20 protein-coding genes are annotated in these 21853 nt (G+C 69.6%); 12 read left to right on the top strand and 8 right to left on the bottom strand.

Annotated elements, in window-relative coordinates:
• Positions 1–7: 7 nt before the first annotated feature.
• Together ACZ7OI_RS16940 and ACZ7OI_RS16935 are read right to left on the bottom strand one after the other, a co-directional pair.
• The gene (locus tag ACZ7OI_RS16940; RefSeq protein WP_470265122.1) at positions 8–1183 is read right to left on the bottom strand and encodes an LGFP repeat-containing protein; all 1176 of its coding nucleotides are present in this window, start codon (positions 1181–1183) and stop codon (positions 8–10) included.
• A gap of 698 nt (positions 1184–1881) precedes the next feature.
• Positions 1882–3045, bottom strand: a complete 1164-nt coding sequence (locus tag ACZ7OI_RS16935; protein ID WP_470265121.1) for an LGFP repeat-containing protein — start codon at positions 3043–3045, stop codon at positions 1882–1884.
• A gap of 501 nt (positions 3046–3546) precedes the next feature.
• Between ACZ7OI_RS16935 and ACZ7OI_RS16930 the strand changes: the two genes are divergently transcribed.
• The 4 genes from ACZ7OI_RS16930 (at position 3547) to ACZ7OI_RS16915 (ending at position 8683) form a co-directional block, all read left to right on the top strand.
• Entirely contained in the window at positions 3547–7086 is a 3540-nt protein-coding gene (locus tag ACZ7OI_RS16930; protein ID WP_470265120.1) for a colicin E3/pyocin S6 family cytotoxin, read from the top strand.
• Positions 7083–7385, top strand: coding sequence for a DUF7683 domain-containing protein (locus tag ACZ7OI_RS16925; RefSeq protein WP_470265119.1), 303 nt, complete (start codon positions 7083–7085; stop codon positions 7383–7385). Before ACZ7OI_RS16930 ends, ACZ7OI_RS16925 begins: the two co-directional genes overlap by 4 nt.
• Positions 7386–7491: 106 nt before the next feature.
• The gene (locus ACZ7OI_RS16920; RefSeq protein WP_470265118.1) at positions 7492–7731 is read left to right on the top strand and encodes a hypothetical protein; all 240 of its coding nucleotides are present in this window, start codon (positions 7492–7494) and stop codon (positions 7729–7731) included.
• A 145-nt stretch (positions 7732–7876) separates the two neighbouring features.
• Positions 7877–8683 (top strand): hypothetical protein, encoded by an 807-nt coding sequence (locus tag ACZ7OI_RS16915; protein ID WP_470265117.1) that lies wholly within the window; start codon positions 7877–7879, stop codon positions 8681–8683.
• A 106-nt stretch (positions 8684–8789) separates the two neighbouring features.
• Here the strand turns inward: ACZ7OI_RS16915 and ACZ7OI_RS16910 are convergent, their stop codons facing one another.
• Together ACZ7OI_RS16910 and ACZ7OI_RS16905 are read right to left on the bottom strand one after the other, a co-directional pair.
• Positions 8790–9587, bottom strand: coding sequence for a hypothetical protein (locus tag ACZ7OI_RS16910; protein WP_470265178.1), 798 nt, complete (start codon positions 9585–9587; stop codon positions 8790–8792).
• 5 nt (positions 9588–9592) lie between these two features.
• Entirely contained in the window at positions 9593–10420 is an 828-nt protein-coding gene (locus tag ACZ7OI_RS16905; RefSeq protein ID WP_470265116.1) for a hypothetical protein, read from the bottom strand.
• 460 nt (positions 10421–10880) lie between these two features.
• Between ACZ7OI_RS16905 and ACZ7OI_RS16900 the strand changes: the two genes are divergently transcribed.
• The 7 genes from ACZ7OI_RS16900 (at position 10881) to ACZ7OI_RS16870 (ending at position 14493) form a co-directional block, all read left to right on the top strand.
• Positions 10881–11438 carry a DUF4254 domain-containing protein gene (locus tag ACZ7OI_RS16900; RefSeq protein ID WP_470265115.1) on the top strand — a complete coding sequence of 186 codons (558 nt, stop codon included), beginning with the start codon at positions 10881–10883 and terminating at the stop codon, positions 11436–11438.
• Positions 11438–11758 carry a hypothetical protein gene (locus ACZ7OI_RS16895; protein ID WP_470265114.1) on the top strand — a complete coding sequence of 107 codons (321 nt, stop codon included), beginning with the start codon at positions 11438–11440 and terminating at the stop codon, positions 11756–11758. The genes ACZ7OI_RS16900 and ACZ7OI_RS16895 overlap by 1 nt, the downstream gene beginning before the upstream one ends.
• Positions 11751–12086: a hypothetical protein gene (locus ACZ7OI_RS16890; protein WP_470265113.1), complete on the top strand. Its 336-nt coding sequence runs from the start codon at positions 11751–11753 to the stop codon at positions 12084–12086. Before ACZ7OI_RS16895 ends, ACZ7OI_RS16890 begins: the two co-directional genes overlap by 8 nt.
• Before the next feature lie 159 nt (positions 12087–12245).
• A complete protein-coding gene (locus tag ACZ7OI_RS16885) occupies positions 12246–12848 on the top strand; it encodes a bifunctional DNA primase/polymerase (RefSeq protein WP_470265112.1) in 603 nt (200 codons plus the stop codon).
• 177 nt (positions 12849–13025) lie between these two features.
• A complete protein-coding gene (locus ACZ7OI_RS16880) occupies positions 13026–13208 on the top strand; it encodes a hypothetical protein (protein WP_470265111.1) in 183 nt (60 codons plus the stop codon).
• A 207-nt stretch (positions 13209–13415) separates the two neighbouring features.
• A complete protein-coding gene (locus ACZ7OI_RS16875) occupies positions 13416–13799 on the top strand; it encodes a hypothetical protein (protein ID WP_470265110.1) in 384 nt (127 codons plus the stop codon).
• 388 nt (positions 13800–14187) lie between these two features.
• Positions 14188–14493: a hypothetical protein gene (locus tag ACZ7OI_RS16870; protein WP_470265109.1), complete on the top strand. Its 306-nt coding sequence runs from the start codon at positions 14188–14190 to the stop codon at positions 14491–14493.
• A gap of 276 nt (positions 14494–14769) precedes the next feature.
• On the opposite strand, the gene ACZ7OI_RS16865 is transcribed toward ACZ7OI_RS16870, so the two are convergent.
• Positions 14770–15150 carry a histone-like nucleoid-structuring protein Lsr2 gene (locus tag ACZ7OI_RS16865; RefSeq protein WP_470265108.1) on the bottom strand — a complete coding sequence of 127 codons (381 nt, stop codon included), beginning with the start codon at positions 15148–15150 and terminating at the stop codon, positions 14770–14772.
• Between the two features lie 758 nt (positions 15151–15908).
• Between ACZ7OI_RS16865 and ACZ7OI_RS16860 the strand changes: the two genes are divergently transcribed.
• The gene (locus ACZ7OI_RS16860; RefSeq protein ID WP_470265107.1) at positions 15909–16112 is read left to right on the top strand and encodes a hypothetical protein; all 204 of its coding nucleotides are present in this window, start codon (positions 15909–15911) and stop codon (positions 16110–16112) included.
• A 241-nt stretch (positions 16113–16353) separates the two neighbouring features.
• Here ACZ7OI_RS16860 and ACZ7OI_RS16855 read toward each other — a convergent pair whose 3' ends face one another.
• From ACZ7OI_RS16855 to ACZ7OI_RS16845, 3 genes are all read right to left on the bottom strand, one after another.
• On the bottom strand, positions 16354–16941 hold the full coding sequence (locus ACZ7OI_RS16855) for a hypothetical protein (RefSeq protein WP_470265106.1): 588 nt from the start codon (positions 16939–16941) through the stop codon (positions 16354–16356).
• A gap of 283 nt (positions 16942–17224) precedes the next feature.
• Entirely contained in the window at positions 17225–17806 is a 582-nt protein-coding gene (locus ACZ7OI_RS16850) for a hypothetical protein (RefSeq protein WP_470265105.1), read from the bottom strand.
• Between the two features lie 627 nt (positions 17807–18433).
• Positions 18434–21793: a hypothetical protein gene (locus ACZ7OI_RS16845; RefSeq protein WP_470265104.1), complete on the bottom strand. Its 3360-nt coding sequence runs from the start codon at positions 21791–21793 to the stop codon at positions 18434–18436.
• Between the last annotated feature and the right edge of the window lie 60 nt (positions 21794–21853).

The following is a 21853-nucleotide window of genomic DNA, read 5'->3' as shown; positions in this document are numbered from 1 at the left end:
CGGGCTGTCAGAAGAAGGTGAGGACGGGCGCGGTGGCGCCGCGGTTCCAGGTGATGGTGCCGTGCTGGAAGCGCTGGGTCCAGCCGGTGCTGGTGTTTTGTTCGTCGGTGACGGGGAAACCGAGACGGCCTTGTTCCCAGCCGTTCTGGCGCCAGGTCTGCCGGACCAAGCCTTGGACGAAGTGGGTTTGCCCGGTCTGCTCGCTGTAGTAGATCGAGGCATTGGCGGAGCCGTTCGGGTCGCGCACGGCGGCGTTGGTGGGCTGGCCGAAGTGCACGAAGGCTCCGGCGCCGTTGGGCCCTTTGGGGTTCGGGGTAGAGGCGATGTCGGCGAGGGGATGGGGGTACCAGGCACCGCGGCGAAGCGAGACCCATTTCTCCCAGATGGGCCCGTAGAGGACGCTTCCATCGTGGTTGAAGTCGATGTCGAGGGCCCAGTAGATGGAGCCGCCGTTGCCGCCTCCGGCGGCGGGGTTGCCGGAGAAGTCTGCGTGCAGGATGTCGGTTTGGGCGGTGGCGGTGTTCTGACTGGTGACGGGGTAGCCCAGCGGCCCGGCAACCCCGCCGGTGTCGTGGTGGCGATAGTAGATTTGGCCGTAAATCGCATGGGTGCCGCCGGCAGCGGTGTAGTAGATCGAGCCGGACTCGTACTCCTGGACCCATCCGAGGCGTTCGGGGGTTTCGGGGGCGGCCGGGTTGGCGCGGCGAATGTGCCCTTCGGGGGCACCGAGGAAGAAGTTGGCGAACTCGTTGGCCGCGAGCCGTTGCCGTTCTGCGGTGACTGCGGCGTAGCCTTTGGCGGTGGCTGCGCTGATCAAGCGCAGCGCGGACGCGGCGTTGCCTTCTTTGCCGGCTCCGACGGCGGTCCAGCCGCCCAGGTCGATGTCGACCGCGCCCGCTTTGCCCGTGCCGTCGACGAGGGTGACGGTGATCGGGTGGGCGTCGTCTCCGGCGAGAAGGTAGGCGCCGGGGACGTCGACCGCGTATTCGCCGAAGTCGTCGGGGATTTCGAAACACACCGGCCGCCCGTCGCCCGCCGACGATTTCACTCGCACCACGTCGGTTCGTCCGGCGCAGCTCACCGGCTCCAGCAGCACCGGATCCGCGGCTGTCGCCACCCCCGGCGCGCCCAGCGCCGCCAGGACGCACGCGGCGACCGCTCCGATCCGAGACACGCGCACCATGAATTCCCCCTCAATGAAACGGCTGTCTTGAACTGACGTGCCCGGAAATCGACCACTGCGCCTGGGCTGAGCTCGACGACGTCAGTACGCCATCATAAACACCGCAGAAACCAGATCGAACAAGAGGATGGCTTAAAAGCATTTCTTGAAAACGGTTGTCTTACTGCCGTGTGCAGCATGAGGGTTGTCGCGGTGTGGCGAGTCGTTGCTGTGCAACGATCCTGCAGCGGGATGTGATGCCCGTTACGGTTGTCGGTGATCCGCTTGCCTCAGCGGCTGCCAGATGTCCTGTCTGGAGCTCGGAGGTCTGGAATCATTTCGACAGCGGCACGCTGAATGAACATCGGCGCGGTCTGAATTGTTCATGCGCGAGAACTGCGCACGTGTCTCCGAGGGGTGGGGCAAGCGTTGAGTTGATGGCCGGCTCGGGCAGGGCTCGATGGTGTTCCGCGGCATGGACGACAAGCCCAACTGCGCGGGTACCTGCGCCGTGGTGACAGCCGCGCGCTCGGACGGCCGTCGCGAACCCTGACCGCATTGGCTAGTCGGGCCAGGGCCAAGGGCTGGACCGCGTCGAGTGCCTGAAGTTCGGCGAGGGTTCTGCGCGAGAGGCGTGCGGAACCCTCGCCGGTTCGCGGCGACAGGTCGGGGTGGCGACTCGTCACCCCGACCTGTCGCCTGCGTCAAGGGGTTTGTGCCTAGGCGAGGGCGACGGTGGTGCGGTTCCAGAAGATGGTGCCGTGCTGGAAGTGCTGGATCCAGCCGTCGGCGGTGGGTTGTTCGTCGGTGGTGGGGAATCCGAGGGTGCCTTGTTCCCATCCGCGCTGCCGCCAGGTTTGGCGGATCATGCCTTGGACCATGTGGGCTTGTCCTGTTTGGGCGGAGTAGTAGATCGAGGCGTTGTCCGTGCCGTTGGGGTCGCGGACGTGGGCGTCGGTGGGCTGGCCGAAGTGCACGAAGGATCCGGTGCCGTGGGGTCCTGTGGGGTTGGGCGTGGAGGCGAGATCGCCGAGAGGTTGGCCGTGCCAGGCGATGCGGCCGAGCGCCACCCATTTTTCCCAGACCGGCCCGTAGAGGGCGCGCACCTCGTGACGGAAGTCGAGGCTGCCGTCCGCGGCCCAGTAAATCGATCCGCCGTTGCCTCCGCCGGCTCCGGGATTGCCGGTGAAGTCGGCATACCAGTAGGAGTTGGAGACGAGAACCTGACTGGCGGCCGGATAGCCCAGCGGTCCGGCGGGTCCGCCGGTTTCCAGGTAGCGGTCGGCGACTTGGCCGTAGATGGCGCGCGCGCCGGCGGCTGCCGTGTAGTAGATCGCGCCGTAGCTGTATTCCTGCACCCATCCGAGCCGGTCGGGGGTCTCGGGGACGGACGGGTTGGCGCGGCGGATGTGCCCGTATGGCTCACCGAGGAAGAAGTTTGCGCCCTCGTCGGTCGCGAGTCGTTGCCGTTCTGCGGTGACTGCGGCGTAGCCTTTGGCGGTGGCTGCGCTGATCAAGCGCAGCGCGGACGCGGCGTTGCCTTCTTTGCCGGCCCCGACGGCGGTCCAGCCGCCCAGGTCGATGTCGACCGCGCCCGCTTTGCCGGCGCCGTCGACGAGAGTGACGGTGATCGGATGAGCATCGTCCCCGGCCAGCAGGTAAGCGCCGGGCACGTCGACCGCGTATTCGCCGAAGTCGTCGGGGATTTCGAAACACACCGGCCGCCCGTCGCCCGCGGACGACTTGACCCGCACGACGTCGGTCCGTCCGGCGCAGCTCACCGGTGACAGAGGCACCGGATCCGCCGCTGTCGCCACCCCCGGTGTGCTCAGCGCTGCCAGGACGCACGCGGCGACCGCTCCGATCCGAGACATGCGCAGCATCAATTCCCCCTCAATGAACCAGCTGTCTTGAACTGACGTGCCCGGAATCGTGCGCTCCGCATCCTGGAAGCTCGGCAACGTCGGTTCGCCATCGTAGCCGTTGCCGAAACCCTCAGGGGCAGGCGGATGCTTTTCGTGACTCTTTCCTGAAACGAGTCTGTCGATGCCGGTGGGGGATTTGATGGTCGTTGGTGCCCGGTAAGTCGGTGCCGTGTAACGATTCTGCCCTGTGGTGTGACCTGGGTTACAAACCCCGGTGATCGACTTGTCCTGGTGCTTAGGATTTGCAGCGTCTGGGACTCGGGGGTCCGGAATCGCTTTTACAGCGGCGCGCTCAATGTATATCGGCGCGGCGTGAATTTTTCATGCGCGAAAGCTGCGCGCACGGTTTTGAGGGGGATGGGGCAAGTGCGGAGTTCATGGACAGCTCATGCCGGACGCGGGGGCGCTGCGGCGCGTGTGGTGGCGGGCGTGCTGGCGCTGGCGGTCGCAGCGGGTGTTGTGGGCCCACTGCCGGCTGCTGCGGATCCCGCTCCCGCCGCCGAGCACGTTGCGTCGGATCGGGAGCGGGTGCTCGCGGTGTGGCGGGACGGCGGCCCGGAGGTGCGTGCGGCCGCGGGCGCTGCGCTGACCGGAGCTGACGCGCAGCTGAAGACTTTCCTGGACACGGGACAGGCCGCTGCGGATCTGCAGGACGTGCGAGCGCAGGCGGAGCAGATGGCCGCCGGGGGCGGGCCGGCGGTGCGCGACGGCGCGGCCAAAGCCCTGGCTGGCTCGGCGCAGGACGTACGGGCGTTTCTGGACTCCGGGTGGCGGGACGGGGATCTGCAGGATCTGCGCGCCCAGGTGGACCAGGTCCGCGCGGGGGCCGCGGAGGGCACCGAGGTGCGCCGCCGCGCCGACGCGGCGCTGTCCCGGAACACCGTGGATGCGTTGCGGGGATTCCTGGACAGCGACCGCGCTATTGCCGAGAACATCGACGTGGACATGCGCGTCGCCCGGTTGCTGGATGCCGCGCCGAAGGGTTCCGCGGTCTACCGGGCGATTCAGGTGGCGCTGGACGGGACGCCGGAGGATGAGCGGGAGTTCCTGGACTTCGGGTACGCGCTCGCGGTCGCGCGGGACAACGAGCTGCTTTCGGTGAAGACCCTGGCCGAGCAGGCCCAGTGGGCGCGGCAGAAGGCCGCCGAGCAGACCGCCGTGGCGAAGGACGCCTCCGCCCGCGCGGTCGAGCTCGCCAATGCGGCGGCCTGGGATGCCGAGCGGGCCGGGTGGGCCTCCGGGAACGCGGGGCAGCAGGCGGGACAGGCCAGTTTGCAAGCGGCCCGTGCAGCGGACCTTGCCGGGCGGGCCGCGCAGGCGACTCAGCAGGCCGTGGCCTCGTCCCGGGCCGCCGCGGCCGCTGCGCGCACCGCGGTCTCGGCGGCCTCGCGCGCCGCCGCGGCAGCGGCGGTCGCATCGCGCGCGGCCGGGCAGGCGTCGCGCGCGGCAGCATCAGCGGCAGGAGACGCGCGCAAGGCCGCCGACGCCCGTACCGCTGCGGTTGCCGCCCGCGACGCCGCCGCGGGCGCCCGCACGTCCGCCGAGGCCGGGCGGGCCGCGGGAGCGGCGGCGATCCAGGCGGGCCTGGCCGCGTCCGCCGCCGCCGGCGCGGGGGAGAAAGCCGCGGCGGCAGCGGTGGCGTCGGCGAACGCGGCCCGCTGGGCCGGGGCCGCCAACGCTCATTACCGGCAGGCGGCGCGGGCCGCGGCCCGCGCGCAGGCCGAGGCCGTCCACGCCCGCGCCGCGGCGAACACCGCCACCTACCTGGCGGCGGAGGCCGACAGCGCCGCCCGCACGGCCGCCTACAACGCCGACAATGCCGCCGACTTCGCCGAATCGTCGGCGGAACTGGCCGAAGCAGTGGCCGCCCACGCCAGCGACGCCGCCGCAGCGGCACAGACGACCGTCACCGCCGCCAAGGCCGCCACGGCCGCCGCCGACAACGCCCGCGACGCCGCGGACAAAGCCCAGGCCGTCGCCGACAAGGCACGGCAAGCCGAAACCGCGTTGCTGGCAGCTGAACACCAACAGAAGCTCGCCCTCGCCCGCGCGGCGGCCGACAAGCCGGACGCCGAGCATCCCGACGACCCCGCCAACGACAACCCCGCTGCCGGACCCGAGACCAGCCGCTGGGACTCCGACACGCAGAAACTGCTCGCCGCGGCGCGCGACCCGCAGAGCGCGCAGACGGCCCGGCCGGGCCTGGCCCGCCAGGCCGCGCTGCGCCTGGCCGAGAACCCCGCAGCCGGCTCCTGGACCCGATCGGTCGCGGAAGCCGCGCTCGGCGGCGACGACGCCGAGGCCGGCCTGTTCGCCGACGCGGGACTCGACGCCGCCGCCGAAGCCGACGACCGGGACCGGATCGCGATGCTCGCCGACCCGGCCGTCGTCGTCCCCGACGCGGGCGACCCCGGCAAGCTCCGAGCGGCGGCAGCGAGCGCGTCCGGTGGGACGATCGAGCAGATCCGCGGCTTCCTCGCCGCCCCCTCCTACCCCGGCCGCGAGACCGACGACCAGAATGCCGCCCGCGCGGTGCTGGACACCGCCCGCACCGCGGGACAGCCGGCCATCGCCGACGCCGCGACCGCCGCGCTCGCCGGGAATGCGTCCGACGTGCGGGCCTTTCTCGCCCGCACGCAGTCCTACCGGCAGCAACGTGACGATGTCCTCGCCGTCGCGCGCATCCAGGCCCAGGCTCGTACCGGCAAACAGCAGAACCTCGGCGACGCCGCCGAGGAAGCCCTCGCCGGCCCCGCGGCCGGGGTCCGAGACTTCCTCGACCGCGGCCAGCACCTCGCCCTAGCGAAAGACCAGGTCGCCGCAGCGCACATCGCCAACGTCGAACACTTCCTGACCATGGCCCGCGAGGCGGCCGCGCTCGCCGCCGGCGACGCCGCCGACGCCTGGACCGCCGTCCCGGTCGCGCTGCAGGCTGCCAACAAGGCCGCGGAACAAGCCCAGCGCGCCCGCGGCTACGCCAACCAGGCCGCAGGCTTCACCACCCAAGCACGCGACGCCGCCCAGCGCGCGGCCGACTCCGCCAGCCAAGCGGCCGCCTCCTCGCGCAAAGCCCGCGCGGCCGCCGACCAAGCCAACAACTCCCAAAACACTGCCACCGCCGCTGCGCAGCGCGCCTACCGGTACGCGACCACCGCCCGCATCTCGGCGGTCCAGGCCGCAGCCTCCGCCACCCGCGCCGCCATCTCCGCAGCCAATGCGGCGCATGACGCCGCGGCAGCCCGCGACGCCGCCGACACCGCCTACCGCACCTACTTCGCCAAACTCGCCGCCGAAACCCGTCTCAAACGAGCCAACCCCGAAGAACCCCCCGCCGAGGGCAACTCCACGGACGACCTGGCCCAGCCCGCGCTCGGCCACGACCTGTCCGACGAACGCTACGAAGCCCTGCGCGGCCTCGGCTACACCGGCTCCCGCCGCTTCACCTGGCAGGAAGCCCTCGACTTCGCCGCCCGCGGCCCCTGGCCCCAGGCCGAGGTCTGCTACGCCCTCGGCGGAACCGCCGACCAATGCCGCCCCGGCGGCCCCCTCGGCGGCTTCGCCGGCTTCTTCTACGACGTCTTCCTCTCTGACATCAAAGCCTGCGGCTTGCTTGACGCCAAAGCCTGCGCGACCTTCGCGGCCGGAGCGGTCGGCCGCGGCGCGAAGATCATCCGGGACGCAGCCAAAGTCAGCGAAGACGCAGCCGACGCGGGGAAAGCAGCGAGCCGCGTGGTGCAAGGCTACGTGCCAGCCCCCAAGACGCCACCGCCTGGAGTGAAGGGGGCAGTGCTGTCGAAGCGGAAGACTTCGGTTCAGGGCGGCGGCGGACTCCGCAAGAGGTGGAAAGACGACAAGGGAAACATCTACGAGTGGGACTCGCAGCACGGCGAGTGGGAGATGTATAACAAGCGCGGTAACCATCAAGGTGTTCTTGATCCAGTCACGGGGGAACCCATTCCCGGGAAAGGCCCCGACCCGAGCCGGAGTGTCGAACCATGAGTGATCAAGCGGTCGGATGGCAGATCGAGGCGTTCCGCGAGTCGGACGAGCTCTTGGCCTGGTCCGTGGACCTTCCCGCAGGGGTCAGCCATCACACCCTGGAGACCGTGCTCGGGATGGACGATTTGTCCATCCCGGAGGGTTACCCGATCTCGGCGGAACAGGTTCGTGCCCTTTTGGGCTACTTCGATACGCCGGCAGGGACCGCTGGTCCGCTCGACGACGACAGATTCGCCTACTTCATTAGCGCTTTCGCTGACCCGAGGACTGCGACGTCGGATTCAAGCTCGTCGGTGTAGTGGAAAGCGACGGATAGGTGCGGTCGGCAAATCGGCCTTCTCGGCCGCGGGACGGGAAGGGGCTTGAGGAGACGCGCAGGTAATCCGACATCAAGGCTTGGCCCTGATGGACGCCAAAGCCTGCACCATGATCGCCGCGGGCGTCGCCGGTCGCGGGGTCAAGATCACCCGCGAAGCAGGCGAGATCGACGAAGGAGCCGCTCCCGTCATGCTTCCCGGAATCGGCGAGAAACCGCGGAAGGTCGTCAACGCCGAAGGCATCTCGGTGACGGCAACCGTTGGGAGCGCTGACGAGCCGTCCGCGCGGGAAGCGGTGCAAGCACTGGGCAAAGTCCATGGGACGTGACGGGATCCACCCCCGGATGGAGCCATTCCGGACACCCCCGTGTCGATCGCTTGCTGGTGCGGCTGAATGACAAGGCCCACGTTGTCTGCCAGATCAAACCGAACGGCAGCGCCGTCTTCAAAACCGTCCTGGAAAGCGAGGACAAGTGACCGCAGGGCAGACGAAGCCTCCGGCGACCGCGTTCTTGCGATTCGAGACCGACGATGAACGCCGTGTCGTGCGCGATGTGCTGTACCGGCGCTTTCCTCGCTTGACGAGCCTGCTTGCCGACAGCTTCGAAACCGTGCTCGCCTGCGACATCGCGCGTCCGGGAAACCTCGGCGGCGACAACGACGTCGTCATCGAGACGCTCGTTCTCCTCGCCGAGGTCAACGGGAACCTCGCCCGCGTGCCCGCCGGACAGCTGTACGACATCGTCGGCGTAGCCATGGCCCGCAGTCACGCCCGCACGCCCGAATCCGACGCCGTGAGGGAAGCGTCGACGCGGATCGGTACGGCATCGGAGAACGTCGACTGGGACGCCCTCGCTTGGGCGGCAACTGATTTCGACGGCGGAGCGCTCCCGGAGGACATGCGATCGCGCAGCGCCCCTTTCTGGGCGTTGCTGAACACCCCGGAAGAACACACGGCGGTCAGGGCGGTGCTGAACCGCCAGTTCCCGCAGGCGGTCGTGGTTTTGTCGAGGTGTCTGGAGGAGGCCGACATCCAGGACATTGTGTATCCCGGCCAGACACCGGAATACCCCGATCTCGTGCGCGAGATGCTGGTGTTGCTGTCTGACGTGCGAGCCGACCTCGGCCACGTGTCCCCGAAACGGCTCGAGCACGTCCTGCTCGAAGCAGATGCGCGATGCTTCGGCGAACCGCCCGAGGAAGACCGCGTCGTCCGCGCCGTCGACCTCATCATCACCGAGCACGCGTCCATCGGAGGCGGATGGCGGGCGCCGCACTGAGTTGCTCCGCGTCAAGGGCGTCGACTAGCCCGACGACGCCCTTGACGCAAACGATCAAGGTCAGGTCACCGGGAGTTGACCCACGACGGTTCTCTCCCGCGCGGCGCTAAGAACCGACACTCCTCAGTACCGCGAGGGTTTTGTCGTCGTGGCGTTTGGCGCGAGGGAGCAGCTGCGCGGCGGGATCGCTGTGGCGTTCCCAATCTTCGCAGCGGGCGAGGATCTGGTGCAGCGCCTCCTCGTCCATTCCGGCGAGCCTCGGCCAATCGTCGAGGCTCAGATGCCGCAGGGGTTTGTAGGCGCCGTCGGTGGCGAGGACGGCCCAGGGGATCTCGGCGGCGGGGAAGCGGTGCACGAGGGCGTGCCGCGCGGCTTCCGGGTCGGTCTCGGCGATCCAGTAGCCTCCGTCGCGGTTGCGGCAGGTGGCCTGCTGGGTCTGCAGTTCGCGCAGGATCGCGCGATGGGTCTCGTCGAACCCGGAGCCTGCGGCCAGCCGTTCCCGGTACCGGCGGGCGGGTTCGAGTTCCAGGCGGCTCAGCCGGTCGTCGGTGAGCACGGCGTGGGGGAGGACGACGAGGTTGTCCCCGAGGACCAGGACGTCGATCCACCCGGCGTGCTCGCGCAGGATCGTGACGGTGCTCGACGGCGACCGGCCGGGCTGCAGGTCCAGTCTGCCGGCGACGTCGCGGATCGCGCCGGCGAGAATCTCCGCGAGGTCGCCGCCGGGCTCGCGCAGGAGCCGGTCGCGCAGCCGGGTTCCGAGTTCGTCGGCGTAGCGCGCGGGCGGCACCGGAACCGGCACGAAGGCCGACGCCCCGTCGAGCTGGATCACGGCACGTGCTGTGGTGAACACTCGGTCGTCGCTGTCGGGGGCCGGGGGTATTTGGCTGACGCCGGCTTGCATCGTGCTCACCAGACGAAGGGCCCGGCGACGAGGGTGCTGCCGGTGATCTCGCGTCCGGACACGGTGCAACCGACGATCAGCGAGCACGACGTGTCACCGGTGTCGGTGAACAGCGACGGGAGGTTCGCGGCGAGATAGTGCGCGGCGCCGAGGGAGCCGACGGTGTGGATGCCGGCGATGTGCACGACGATGCGTCCGTCGCGGATATGCCGTGCGACGTAGGCGATGTCGCCGTGCTCGGGAGACGGTGCGTCGGCGGGGGAGCCGTGGCGTGTGCCGGCGGCCGTCTCTTCGATCCACCACCGGTCGCCGTGCTCGACCATGTCCAGAGCGGGATCTTCCCGCAGCAGCGCCGCGCCGATCGGCGCGGATTTCGGGCCGCATACGACCACGACGTCACCGTCGGGAAGATTCCCCCGGTCCGGTTCGATTTGAAAACGCTTGGTCAGGAAGGACATGCCGCGGAGCAGTTCGACCAGACCGTCGGCGGCTTCGGCATCCTCTGCGGCGATCAAAGGCCGTTCGCGATCGGTGGTCTGATAGCGGTACGGCACACCGACCTTCACCGGGCCGTGGCCGAAGAAGATCCGCTCGACGGTGGGCGCCGTCTTCATCAGCTGAGAGAGCCGGCTCTTGCTCAGAGCCATCTGATCCGCGATGTCCTTGTCCTGCGCACCGGTCTGCGCGCGAGCGCGCTCGACCGCGTGACGTCGGATGCGCGACAGCTCCGCAATGTACTGGCTGAACTTCTCGATGTTCTCGGTCGCCAGCCTGCCCTGGATGAACGGATCGGGCTCGAGGCGCAGGTCGTCGAACTCGCGGTCGGTGCTCACCCGCGCGAGTTTAGACCCCTTGACTGAGCCTGCCGGACCGGCCTAACATTCAGTTCATACCCCTAAACTCGCTTGTCGGTCTCTGCGGGGCGCGAGTTGAGGGGTGCGAACCGGCCTCGGGGAGGGAATCGCGGAATGGCGAGCACAGTCGGTCTCCACGCTGCGCTGTCGTCTGCGTCCCTTTCTCCGGGGCTGCGCGAAAGGTGCTCCGCGCCGGAGCGCTGCGACACATTGCCCGGTACTGCAGCCGGGGCATTCAGGCGGCCGCCGCTGTCCGGCGCGTCCCCGATCCGGCGCGGAGCATCGCCTACCCCCACGTCCAGGAAGAGCTGGTCCGCATGAATCAGTCCGCAACGGCGGCTACCGCCGACCGAGAAGGCGGCGCCGAGCAATCGATCGCAACCCGCGAAGAAACGAATCTCTCTGCCAGCCTGGTCCCGTCGCCTGCCGGAGCGGCGTCGTGACCGCCGTCGCGCCGGGCTTGTCCGGCGCGGTGACCACGCAGGCGTCGCTGCCTGGCGCCGCGGCCGTGGTCAGGGCATTCCACGCCGTCCCCGCCGGCTGCTACGGGCATCCCGTGCCGGCCGCCGCCGCGGCGATAGCGGCCGCGCATCGGATGCACGCCGGAGCGTTCCAGATCGTCGGCGACCCCCGCGCGGACGATGCGGTGCGCGCCGCGGCCTCCCGTGCCGTGCGCGCGCACGCCGCCGCGTGCGCGGTGCAGATCGACGGGATCGACCGGTGGGCCTCTGCGGCGCTGTCCGAGGGACGCACCGGAATGCTGCACACCGAATCGCTCGGGCAGCTCGTCGCCCGGATGGCGTCGGTGTGGATGCGAGGCAGGCTCCTCGCCGATGCCCGGGCCGATGCCGGTGATCCGCGGGTGCGGCTCGCGTCGGCGCAACTCGGCGAACTGGGACGCGCCTGCGACGACCTGATCACGGACCTGCGGCTGGGGCGACGCCGCCTTCCGGTGTTGCAGACGCCCGCCGGTCCGGCCGGGACCGCGTGCCCCTGATGGACACCACACCGATCCGGCCGTGGACGTGCCTCGTGGTCGCGGCGGACAGTCCAATCGGTCTCGTCGCCGAGGCTGTCAACGACCTGAGCCTGCACCTGCCCGAACCCGGGATCCCGGACAAGTGCTCCACGTGCGGGAAGGACAAGTACTGGCCGTGCCCGCGCTTCGACGACGCCGTGTACGCCGTCGGCGCCGCGAAGCTGCGAATCGACCGATTCGTCCCGCCCGACCTGCACCCGCGCCTGCCGCAGCCAGACCAGCTCGACACGCCGCAGTGGCCGAACAGCGCGCCTGACGAGGAGAACCGTCGTGGATGACGTCCTGAACGCGACCCTGCACACCGGGGTGAAGCAGCAGCTCGACTACATCGACAGGCTGGTGGCCCGAGCCGACGACCTGTCGAAAACGAAACTGGCGGACAGCGTGATTCCCCAGCTCACCCACGCGTGGCGGGTGCTGCTCGCCGTGCACGCGCCGGACGAGCGCGGGCGGTGCCCCGAATGCTCCCCGCGGAAGCGGTTCTGGTTCCGGCGTTCGCGGTGCACGGTCTGGCGGACCGCCCAGCTGAATCTGCTCTGCGAGCCCGCCGAGGTAGTCCGTATCGGACGCCACCGCTTGCGGGGACAGCGTCAAGCCTCGTGCTGACCCGCGTCGGGGCATTCGCCGGGACCGAAAGACCGCGGTGCCGCCCTGTGTTTCCGCGCGGCATTCAGACCGCCCGGCCCCGCTCGTCCGCGCAGTGGGCGGGTTGCTCGATTTCTCGGCCTGCGCGGCGAAATTTCCATCCTGGAAGGAATTGTTCCGATGACCGGTGTTGTGCGGGGCAGCCGTTCACGCACGCTGACGGAAGACCACGGCGCAGGGGTGCGCGCGCTGCGCGCCGCGGCCGAAGGCTATGCGGCGCGGGGCTGGGCGGTGTTGCCGGGTCCGGTGTGCGACGGACTGACCACCTGGCATCCGCTGACGTGCGAGCCGCTGGGCTCTCTCGAGCCGACGGTGCCGCCCGCCGATGCCACCGTCGACCGCCGTGTCATCGCGGAATGGTGGTCTGTGCATCGTCAGTCGATCCTTGCGCCCGTCGGCGGGCGCTTCGACGTGCTGCGCACTCCGACGCGCCTGGGCTGGCAAGCACTCGCGGCGTGTGACGGCGGCCGGCCGCTCGGCCCGGTGGCGTTGTCGCCGCACGGAGCATGGTTCGTCGTCGAACCCGGCGTCCGAGTACCTGCCGACCTCGTCCTCGCGCCCGGTGTCGGGGTCGTGCCGTCGGGGGAGTTCGTGTCCCTTCCCCCGAGCAGGCTCGTCTCAGGGGTCGTGTGGTGGCGCATCTCGCCGCTGGAGCGCGGCGCGCTGGGCGACGGCACGGAGATCCTCGCCAAGCTTGCCGAACTGTCCCGCGCAGCCCGGTAGTTCTCCACCGGCGGGTCGAACGGCTTCCAGGGCCGGCCCGGTGCGGCGTCCGCCGGCGACCGGCGGTCCGAAAGGTCAAGCGCACGGTGAAAGCCGTGTGAAACAAGGAAAAGGGAGGGTGAACATGGACAGCATTCCGGAGAACGAGGCCGCTCAGCCGGAGCGCGACGGGGCTCCGTGCTCACCCCGAACAAACCGGCCATCACCGCCTACGAACGCGCCGGATTCCGCACGATCGGCGAGCGCCGCAACTCCGGATACTGGCTCGGCACCATCGTGAACGAAACCCTGATGGACGCCATCCCCGAAGACTTCACCGGCCCGTCCGCAATCCGCCAACCCGTCGAGCTTCACGAATAACCCTGCTCTCCGATCGCCTCCGCTGACCACCGTGCCGCGAAGTCCGCAGAACGGTGACTGACAGGGCCGTGTTCGCGCAGCCGGAAGAAGGGACCCGTGCCAGGTGACCGAACAGGTCGCGGGCACGGTGCTGGCGAATCTGAAGCACCATGCGGGTTCGCGACTGCGTTGTTCGAGGCGATTGGCGTCGCAGTGAAAGGGGAATCGATGACCCGGGACATTCCCGGCAGTGACGAAGGGGCCAGGGCTCAGTTCCGCAGCCTGGTCGCCGCGGCCGAGCAGGCTCGTCCCTCCAGGTCGGCCGCCGCACGACAAGGACTGGACAAGGCCGTCGCCCTGGTGCTGAAACACGCGGCCGTGGCCGCCGATCTCGGCATCTGCGGGACCCGCGAACTGCCCACCGCGCTGACCGCGCTGGCATCGGCCGACTGCGCGGACGGCAGGGAAGCTGCTGCCCGCCGGACCGCCCGCGCGTTCACCGCGAGCCCAGGCAAGCTGCTCGCCGCCCACGCCGGCAGCGAACTGGCATTGTGCGGCGCGGTGATCAAGCTGCGGAGGGCTCTGGCCGAGCTCGACGTCGCGCAGCCGTGATCACGGCCAGGAGCCGGCTGCGCCGCAGCCTGTGCGGAGACTGCTCGAGCTCCGGCGAGCGCGACGACTGCGGCTGGGTCGTCGCGACTTGGCGTACGGGCGCTGTTCGAGCACGCTTTTCCTGCAAACGGCCATGGCCAGGGTGAACACCCCTGGATGCTCATTTGAACCAGCGCAGATCAACTTGCAGCCGGCATCCGCTGCCGCCCCACGACCTCGACGTCGCGACAGTTGCCGGCGCACAACAGGCGACCGCGAAGGACTTCGCGAATGGAGGCTGCCGCCGCCGGCCTGGCATGACCGGTCAGCAGAGGTCTTCCTGCCCGGCGGGAGAGGACCAAATGCCGCTGGGGGACAGGCTGCGTGCGGGCATGGTTGAACGGTGGACATGTCTCGCGCTGTGGTCGCCGCCAAGGTCGGGCCGGGCATCGACCCTGCGGTGTTCGACGATGTTTTCGAGCGGGGCAGGGAAGTCTGCGCGGCGCACCGATTCGATTCAGTGTCGGTCGTCGTCTGCCGATGGGTCGGGCACCCGGAGTCGACGGACGCGGTGCGTGTGGATGTGCGCGCGACGTTGCGCGGCCGGCTGGTGGAAACCCGGGCGATCCGGGCGGGCTTCGAGGCTGCGTTGAATCTCGCGTTGTCACAGCTGTCCGAACAGTTCGGCCGCACTGTCGCGGTTATGCACGACTGAATCCTTGCCTCAGAGTGCCGAGAGACCGGCTCCCTCGCGATGCGACGAAATGACGCGGGTTCCGGCATCGGGAAAGCCGCCAGCAGTGCCGAGCGGGTACTCCGGTCCGAGCGATGAGCCCCAGAAGCCGGAGACGAAAGCCCTGCCTTTGGCCACGAGGCGGCACCAGGCTCGCTGGTGCCGGCTCGTGGTTGTTCGGCGGACGCGGCGCGGACGGACCAAACCCGGCCGGCCGCTGTGCGGTGCCGAGTTCGGTCGGCCCGGTCTTGCGTTCTCCTATTTGGCGGCGGTCTTCTTCGCGGTGCGCTTCCGCCCGGGTTTCGTGGTCTGGTTCTGGGCGTCCTCGTAGGCTTCGACGATCTCGGCCGGGATGCGGCCGCGGTCGGAGACGGGCCAGTTGTTGGCGACGGCCCATGCCCGGATGGCTTGGGAGCGTTCGCGGTCTGCGGCGGTGGGGGCTGCCCGGACAGCGGCTTTGCGACCGCCGGCGCGGCGGCCGGAGGCGATGAACCTGGCGAGCTCGTCGCGCAGGGCGGCGGCGTTGTCGTCGGACAGGTCGATTTCGTAGTGGGCGCCGTCGAGTCCGAAGGGGACGGTCTGGCTGGCCTCGGTGCCGTCGAGGTCGTCGATCATTTCGACGAGAACTTTCTGTGCCATGGCGCAATTCCTCCAGAGAAACGCGGGACGTGATCGTCCACTGACGATAGCAGTTGTCCACTGTGTCCGGTCGGTCGCGCGAATCACCGTTGCCAACAAAACCTTTCGGTGTTGCCTGGGGAATCCGGGTGGCAGAAGCGGCGACGCGCGCCATGAGGCGTCACAGTTTCCGTGCGGACCCGGTGGGGCGGGGTCGAGGCGTGTCGAATGCCGAGCCGGAACGCGGGACTGCTCGCGCACGCGAGGTTGTTGTGCGGGAATGCGGCACTGTGCATGCACACCAGAGGCGGCGAGTGCAACGCCGCCGCTGGCGACTGCGTCGTTTCGACCCCATGCGGCCAGGGCGGCCCAGTGGCCCAGCGGCGGATCTTGTCTGCGGAGCAGACGAAATACGAATTCGAGCAGTAGCTCGCGGTGCGTCCGGCCGGGGCGGTTTGGACCGTGCGGCGGCCAAGTGCGTGGCATTCCGACGCGAGACTGCGACGAGGCCGGGCTTTCGGCCGGGCGGTGCGCTGATGGTCTCCCCGGAGAACGGCCGCCGTCGCCGATCTCCGCGATGAGAACGAGCGGCTGCTCGGGCGGATCCGGCCCGAACTGGGCCGAAAGCCGGTTGAGTCGCCCCTTCGCGTCATCGTCGCACGGGCGGCGGGCGGACCGTCGCCGTCAGGGCGCGCTCTGTGCTGTGGACAAGTCCGGGTTGTCCACAGATTGGCCGGCGGTCGTGGCGGGCCGCGGGCTGCTCGACCAGGATGAGGCGTATGGAACCGACTTTCCGGCTGTGGCCGCTGCCCGTGTCCGCGGGGTTCGTCCGCCGCGACGTCGACACCGAAGCCCTGCAGGACGACCTGGCGCACGCGGAGCTCGTCGCGGCGGAAGCCGGACGGCTCGACGACGCCGCCGACCTCGCGCGCGCCCGGAGTGCCGTCCGTCGTCTCGCCGATCACCCGCGCGCTGGGCGGTGACACCGCACGACGCCGCGGTGGTCGCGGTGCGGATCCGCTCGGGGCGGCTGCGACCGGGTTCGGCTGGCGCCGGAGCGGCTGATCGGCGGGGGACTCCCGGGCGTGCGCAGCAGCGGACCTTCGCGTTCGGAATCGGATGGCCGGTGCGGCCGCGCGGGCCGCGCGCACATGACTCGGCTCCGTGCCGGCCTGGCGAGCTCCAGGCCGGCACGGTTGAAACGGCGCCTATCGCGACTGATCCTCAGCGACCGGTCCTGGTGCGCCAAATCGGGAAGTCGAGTGTGTCGCGTATCTGGCAGTCTCCGTCGTTCCAGAGAAGCAGTCTGCAGTGGTCGTCGCCCGGGCCGCATGCCCATGTGCTGTCGCTGGCCCAGACGGGGGTGCGTCCGTCGTAGACGACGAGGTTTCCGTCGTGCTGGAATTCCGCGCGGTCGCCGCCGGATTTTTGCTTGGCTGTCCAGATATGGTGCCTGACCCCGTTGTCCGTCCTCCATACCTCCAGAAGCCCGCGATTCAACAGGAGCCAGGTTCCGTTGTCGGGGGAATGAATCTGGTACCCGTTGGGGATGACCAGGCCGCCTTCCCAGTAGGCGCCGTCGGCAGGCCGCGTGTCCGCACGTGCCGGCGGTGTTCCGATTGGCGTGGGTGCGGGCCCGGGCGATACCGTCGCGGGACTGTCCACGCTGGACGTCGAGTGTGCGGACGGGCCTGTTTCGGTTGCCGCCGAGGCGGATGCGGGAAATCCGACGAAGGCGACGGCGGCGCTCAGGGCCAATGCCAGCAGGGCGGTCCGCGTTCTTCTGGGGTTCGGGTCGGGTGGTGTGCGCATAGGTTTCCCCTCTGTTGAGCATGCGGCCCGGCCGTCGTCGCGGGTTTTGACGGCTGAACGTGCTGCAGGTTCCGTCGTTGCTGTTGATCGGAAGCCTGTCGGCAGCGGGTGAATTCCCCGGCGAATGGCAGGGTCTGCATGCGTTGTCGTCCCCGACGTTTTCGATTGTCCCGAAACATGTCGGTGCTGACAATGGTCTGCAAGGGTGAGCAGGCGACGGCGGGAACCGTGAAAACTGCCCGCTATGCGGACTTGCCGGGGAAGCGGCGTGGGGTCCTCTGATTTAGTGGCTTCCCGGGGCGGAGTTGCGGAGTTGCGCGCCGTCGATTGTTGCCGATGTGAGCGGAATGCCGAATGCCGGCCATTCTACGGTGAAATCGAAGTTTTCCGCAGGCGGTGCGGGCCACAGCCACAGGTTCTCTGTCGTGCGGATGTTCGCGCCGTCGATGTGGTACCCGGCTCCCTCGAGCGCGCGGAGGACCGGCGGTTCCGGTTCGGTTGCCGGGGTGAGCACGTAGTCAGTGGTGGCCGCCTCGCGGCTGTCGTGGAACCGGACGCCGAAACGCAGCAGCGAATCGGCCGGGCCGTCGTGGGCTTCGGCCGCGCATCGTGCCAGCAGTTCGCCCGGAGATTCGTCGGTGGTGCGCGCGTCGGCTTCGACCTCGATCAGGCATCCTTCCGGGTAGACGCGGATTCCGGCGAGGACGACCCGGCCTTGCGGCGAACTGGCTAGTGTGCGGTTGTGCGGAATGCGTGCACCGGTCCGGATATCGCGGGGGCCCGCCCATGGCGGCACCGCGTTCGGACGCCTTGCCGTCTCGTCCTGACTGCCTGGCCGGGATGCTGGGTGGCGTTGCTCGTCCATTCCGCAAGCCTAGTGGATTCTGAGGCGTCCTAGGGGATCAGAATGCGGACGGGGCTTGGCGGGACGGGCACTGGTTTGCCATTCTTTGTGGGCATCTTTTCTGTGGTGCGGCCGATTCTGTGTGCAGGAATTAGTTGACCGCCGCCGGTGTGAAACGGGTCCGGCGTCGACGGCTGGCGTGGCGTCTTCTTCCGTGCTGACGACAGTGCCGCCGCCGGCGGACGCTGTAGGTGCGTGTCGCCGCACGTCCCGGCTGCGGTCGCAACTCGCCGATGGCCGGACAGCCGTCGCGCACAGTGCAGCGTCCCGGCCGACGACGCGCCGGTGCATCAGACCGGCGAGACCGGACGCAATGTGGTGCCGCGCGGTTGTCGACTGCAACACCGCGCCGCGCAGAGGGCGCCTGCCGGTTCGGACGGGCGTGCTGGCCAGGGCTGGACGATGAACCGTTCCACACCGCGGTGCATGTCCTCGGGGTCGGCAAGGAGATCATGCCGGCCGCTGTCCGGCAGGGATGATCTGATGGGAACGCGCAGGCGAGTGAACGACGTGCTGCGCTCGGTGCGGTGCCTCTCGACGCCCGGGAACGGCCACACCGGGAGGTGAGGATTCCGTTTCCTGCGGAATTCATGCTGAGCTGCCGTAAACATGTACGTCACCGCCGATGTACCCGGCTTGGACGACGTTTCCCGCACTGCCGTCCAGTGAGTTGTCCACCTGCTGCGGCTGCGGATTCTCCGGTGTGGGAGGTCGGGACGGGTTATGCACGGATTTCGGCGGGCGAGGCGTGTCGTCGGTGTCCATCTGCCAGGGCGCTGCGATCGCGGCTTCGAGAGTGATGCCCTGTTCGCGGAGTTCGCGGAATCGCTTGGGCGTCTTGAGGGCGGTCAAGACCTGCTCGATTTTCGTGAGGGTGTCGTCGTCTCCGTGCAGGAGCGCGCACTGGTAGTGGGCCAGAGCTCGTCGGTGTTCGCCGGTTCGGGCGAGGTGATCGGCCAGGCAGTGGTGCGAGGCGGCGTCGTCGGCGTCGATGCCTTTCCGGAGAAGGTCGTTGGCTCGGGCGGTCAGCTCCGCGGCTTTGCTGCCGAGGCGTTCGGCGTGTGCGTCGAGCCGGGCCGCTTCCTGGGCGAGGCGGGCGGCGCGGCGCGGCTGGTTGTCGGCGGCGGTGCGGTCGGCGTCGGCGAGCGCTCGGTGGGCGGACTCGCGTGCGGCTGTGACGCGGTCGCGGTCTGCTTCGGCGATGTGGCTCGTGTGCAGGAGCGCCCGGGACACGGGCGCGATCGCGCGGGCATCACCGCGGTCGAAGCACCGTCGCGCCAGTTCGATCGCGTCGTCGACGCGATCCTGATACGCCCATGCGGCGGCGAGGGGGCCTTCGGCGCCGGAGACTCCGGCCGCTCGTGCGTTGTCCAGCGCGGCGACGGCCTCGCGGAACCGCATGATCTGGACGAACACTTCTCCGGCCCGCAGGTAGCCGGCCGGATGGCCGGCCGCCGCGGCGGCGAGCGCCAAGTCGGCTGCGAGGCCGAGCTGCGACGGGGGCGAGGAAAGGGGGAGACCGCTGTTTCCGTACTGGCCGGCGGTTGCCTGGCGGTGTTCGCGGATGCCGGCGTGCCAGAGAGCTTGGGCGACCCAGTCCAACGCCAGACCGCGGGAAGCGCCGGTTCGGCAGGCGTAGGCGTCGGCGACGGACTCGGCGATCTCCCGGGTGTCGAGGAAGGGAAACAGCGGCTGCAACACGTTCGGGTCGGCGATGTCGGCGTGCTTGATGAACCAGGGCAGCGTCTGCGCGGCCTTCCCCTGCTGGCACAACGGAAGCACGACGGCATCGATGTCGGGTGCGGTGCCGGCGTCCACGGCGTTTTCGTAGCAGGAGAACGCGTCGGAGGCTGAGCCGTCGGCGGCCATGAGCACGGCGGCGCGAGCCCATGCGTCCGCGAGGTCGAAACCGGCAGCGGCCTGCAGGCATTCGACTGCTTCCTCGCTCCATTCCTGTGCGGCGAAGGCCTCGGCGGTCTCGGCCAGCACCGACGGCTCGCCGGCCCGTGCGGCGCGCATCGCGTAGCGGCGTGCCTCATCGAGCCGCCCCGCACCGGCGTGGAGACGAGCGGCCATCGCGAGAGCACCGGGGACCTCGCAGTCCAGCGCGGTGCGGCACCAGCGCCGGGCGTCTTTGCGCCGGCCGGCGGCGAGGAGGATCTCGGCTCCGACGAGGTAGGCGTGACGGTCCCCGTCCTTGCCGCGCCGGTCCAGCTGCTTCGCCGCGTCGTCGACGCCGTAGGCGTCGGTCATGATCTCCGCCGTCAGCGCCAGCGCGTTGTTCCGGCCTTCAGCGACCAAAGGGTCCAGCCATGCGAGAGCGTCCCCGGGCCCGCGCCGGTCGACGATGTGGTGCGCCGCGGCGGCGAGCGCGCGGGCGTCGCCGTTCTCGGCGAGGCACTGGAACTCGGCGCTCGCGGCGTCCGTGTCCTCGAGTTCGATGTACGCGTAGGCGCGGAGTCTGCGGGCCGGATCGCTGTGCCGTCCCGGACGTTCGTCGAGCCACGCGAGAAGCTCCCCCGCTCGAGCCTTGGCCCGGGTTCGGGCTTCCAGGCCGTCGCGTCCCTCGCGTTCCGCTGCGACGAGCCCCAGCAGCAATTCGCCCGCGATCGTCAGCGCTTCGTCGTCTCCGTCGTCGGCCAGGCGCTCGTACTGCGCTACCGCGTCCGGGACGCGTTCGGCGTCGGCGAGGGTGTCGGCGAGCGCGTGGCGTGCTCCCTCGACGTTCTCGCCGATCGCGCGCTCGTACAGCTGGACGCTGATGCGCAGAAGCCAGCGGCGATGTGCCTCCTTGGCCAGCGGGAGCAGGCTGCGGCGGTCGGCAGCCGCGACGAGGACGGTCCACAGACGGGGTTCAGGGCGGGGGAGGTCCTCGCGGTCGCGGACGTGCCGCTGCTCGAGGCAGTCGTGCAAGCTGTATCGGGAGGCGTCGTGTCCTGTACCGGCGGTCCGGCCGGCGAGGAGCGCCTGCAACGGACTGACCTCACCTGCCCAGCGCGGGGTGAGTTCGGCGATGGCGTCGGCGAACCAGCCTTCGGCGAGAGTGTTCCGCTCCGACTCGGACAGCAAGCAGCGTGCCCCGAGCTCCAGCGCGGCGTGGGGAAGCCAGCGGTCGTGCCCCAGCACACGAAGCTGGATCGCGCAGTCCAGTACTGCTCTGGCCGGTGCGGTGTAGACGCGGGTGCCGAGCACTGGGCTCGCGGCGAGGCATCGGATCACATAGCCGTCGCGTGCCGCGTCAGCGGCCTCGGCCAGCCGGGGGTCCTGTGACGCGGCGGCGCGGCGGATGTCGCCCGGACCCCACTCATCCTCCACCGTGACGATGTCGCTGTCCTCCAGCAATTGCCGGATATGCGCATTCCAGTCTGGCCTGCCCGGGCGGCGCGGTGCGGTCAGCCTGGCCAGCTGCCGCGGCGCCAGAGTGCCGAGAATCAGCACGGTCCGCCGTTTGCAGAGCGCTCGCAGGGCCCCTGCGAGGTCGTCGCAGAGGAGGTACCTGTCGAGTCCGGGAAGCCACAGGACGGTGCACGGACCGCACTCCGAGATCGCGCGCTCAAGAGCGGCGGGCGTGCCCGGGCTCATGCAGGGCCACACTCTCCAGAAACGCAGCAGCAGTTCGCCGGTCACCGGGTCGCGGTAGCGGATCGCTTCCCAGAACGCTCGCTTCTTGCCCGCCGGGTAATTGCTGACCGCCACGATCACCGCGCTCCTGCCCGCGCACGCCTGCTTGATCCTCTCGAGCAGAAACCGGTCGTGCTCGCGCGCGATGTACTCGGTCAGCCCGAAGTTCTCGTCCGTCGCGGACAGCCTCGTCCCCGCCCGGTCCCTGCCGCGAATCGGCCTGATCTCCAGCATGTCGGGCGAGCACCCGGGCAACGGCATGCCAGGCCAGGCGGACCGCGCCCCGGGGTCGGCCAATTCCTCCCATACGGCATCGGGCAGGTCCATCCGGATTCAGACTCCTTGCAGGGCACGGCACCTCGAGCGGCCTGGCCGGCGACGCTCCTG

This window comes from Amycolatopsis sp. NPDC114503 (assembly GCF_055633655.1).
The sequence above is the reverse complement of the archived record's forward strand: the minus strand, read 5'-3'. Positions and strand labels throughout refer to the sequence as shown.

What these genes read in the sequence shown, in the direction of transcription:
- ACZ7OI_RS16875 (WP_470265110.1), top strand. Translation starts at nt 13,416, where the DNA reads ATGACCCGGGACATTCCCGGCAGTGACGAAGGGGCCAGGGCTCAGTTC.
- ACZ7OI_RS16925 (WP_470265119.1), top strand. Translation starts at nt 7,083, where the DNA reads ATGAGTGATCAAGCGGTCGGATGGCAGATCGAGGCGTTCCGCGAGTCG.
- ACZ7OI_RS16855 (WP_470265106.1), bottom strand. Translation starts at nt 16,941, where the DNA reads ATGCGCACACCACCCGACCCGAACCCCAGAAGAACGCGGACCGCCCTG.
- ACZ7OI_RS16845 (WP_470265104.1), bottom strand. Translation starts at nt 21,793, where the DNA reads ATGGACCTGCCCGATGCCGTATGGGAGGAATTGGCCGACCCCGGGGCG.
- ACZ7OI_RS16885 (WP_470265112.1), top strand. Translation starts at nt 12,246, where the DNA reads ATGACCGGTGTTGTGCGGGGCAGCCGTTCACGCACGCTGACGGAAGAC.
- ACZ7OI_RS16940 (WP_470265122.1), bottom strand. Translation starts at nt 1,183, where the DNA reads ATGGTGCGCGTGTCTCGGATCGGAGCGGTCGCCGCGTGCGTCCTGGCG.
- ACZ7OI_RS16935 (WP_470265121.1), bottom strand. Translation starts at nt 3,045, where the DNA reads ATGCTGCGCATGTCTCGGATCGGAGCGGTCGCCGCGTGCGTCCTGGCA.
- ACZ7OI_RS16870 (WP_470265109.1), top strand. Translation starts at nt 14,188, where the DNA reads ATGTCTCGCGCTGTGGTCGCCGCCAAGGTCGGGCCGGGCATCGACCCT.
- ACZ7OI_RS16860 (WP_470265107.1), top strand. Translation starts at nt 15,909, where the DNA reads ATGGAACCGACTTTCCGGCTGTGGCCGCTGCCCGTGTCCGCGGGGTTC.
- ACZ7OI_RS16895 (WP_470265114.1), top strand. Translation starts at nt 11,438, where the DNA reads ATGGACACCACACCGATCCGGCCGTGGACGTGCCTCGTGGTCGCGGCG.
- ACZ7OI_RS16910 (WP_470265178.1), bottom strand. Translation starts at nt 9,587, where the DNA reads ATGCAAGCCGGCGTCAGCCAAATACCCCCGGCCCCCGACAGCGACGAC.
- ACZ7OI_RS16865 (WP_470265108.1), bottom strand. Translation starts at nt 15,150, where the DNA reads ATGGCACAGAAAGTTCTCGTCGAAATGATCGACGACCTCGACGGCACC.
- ACZ7OI_RS16850 (WP_470265105.1), bottom strand. Translation starts at nt 17,806, where the DNA reads ATGGACGAGCAACGCCACCCAGCATCCCGGCCAGGCAGTCAGGACGAG.
- ACZ7OI_RS16920 (WP_470265118.1), top strand. Translation starts at nt 7,492, where the DNA reads ATGGACGCCAAAGCCTGCACCATGATCGCCGCGGGCGTCGCCGGTCGC.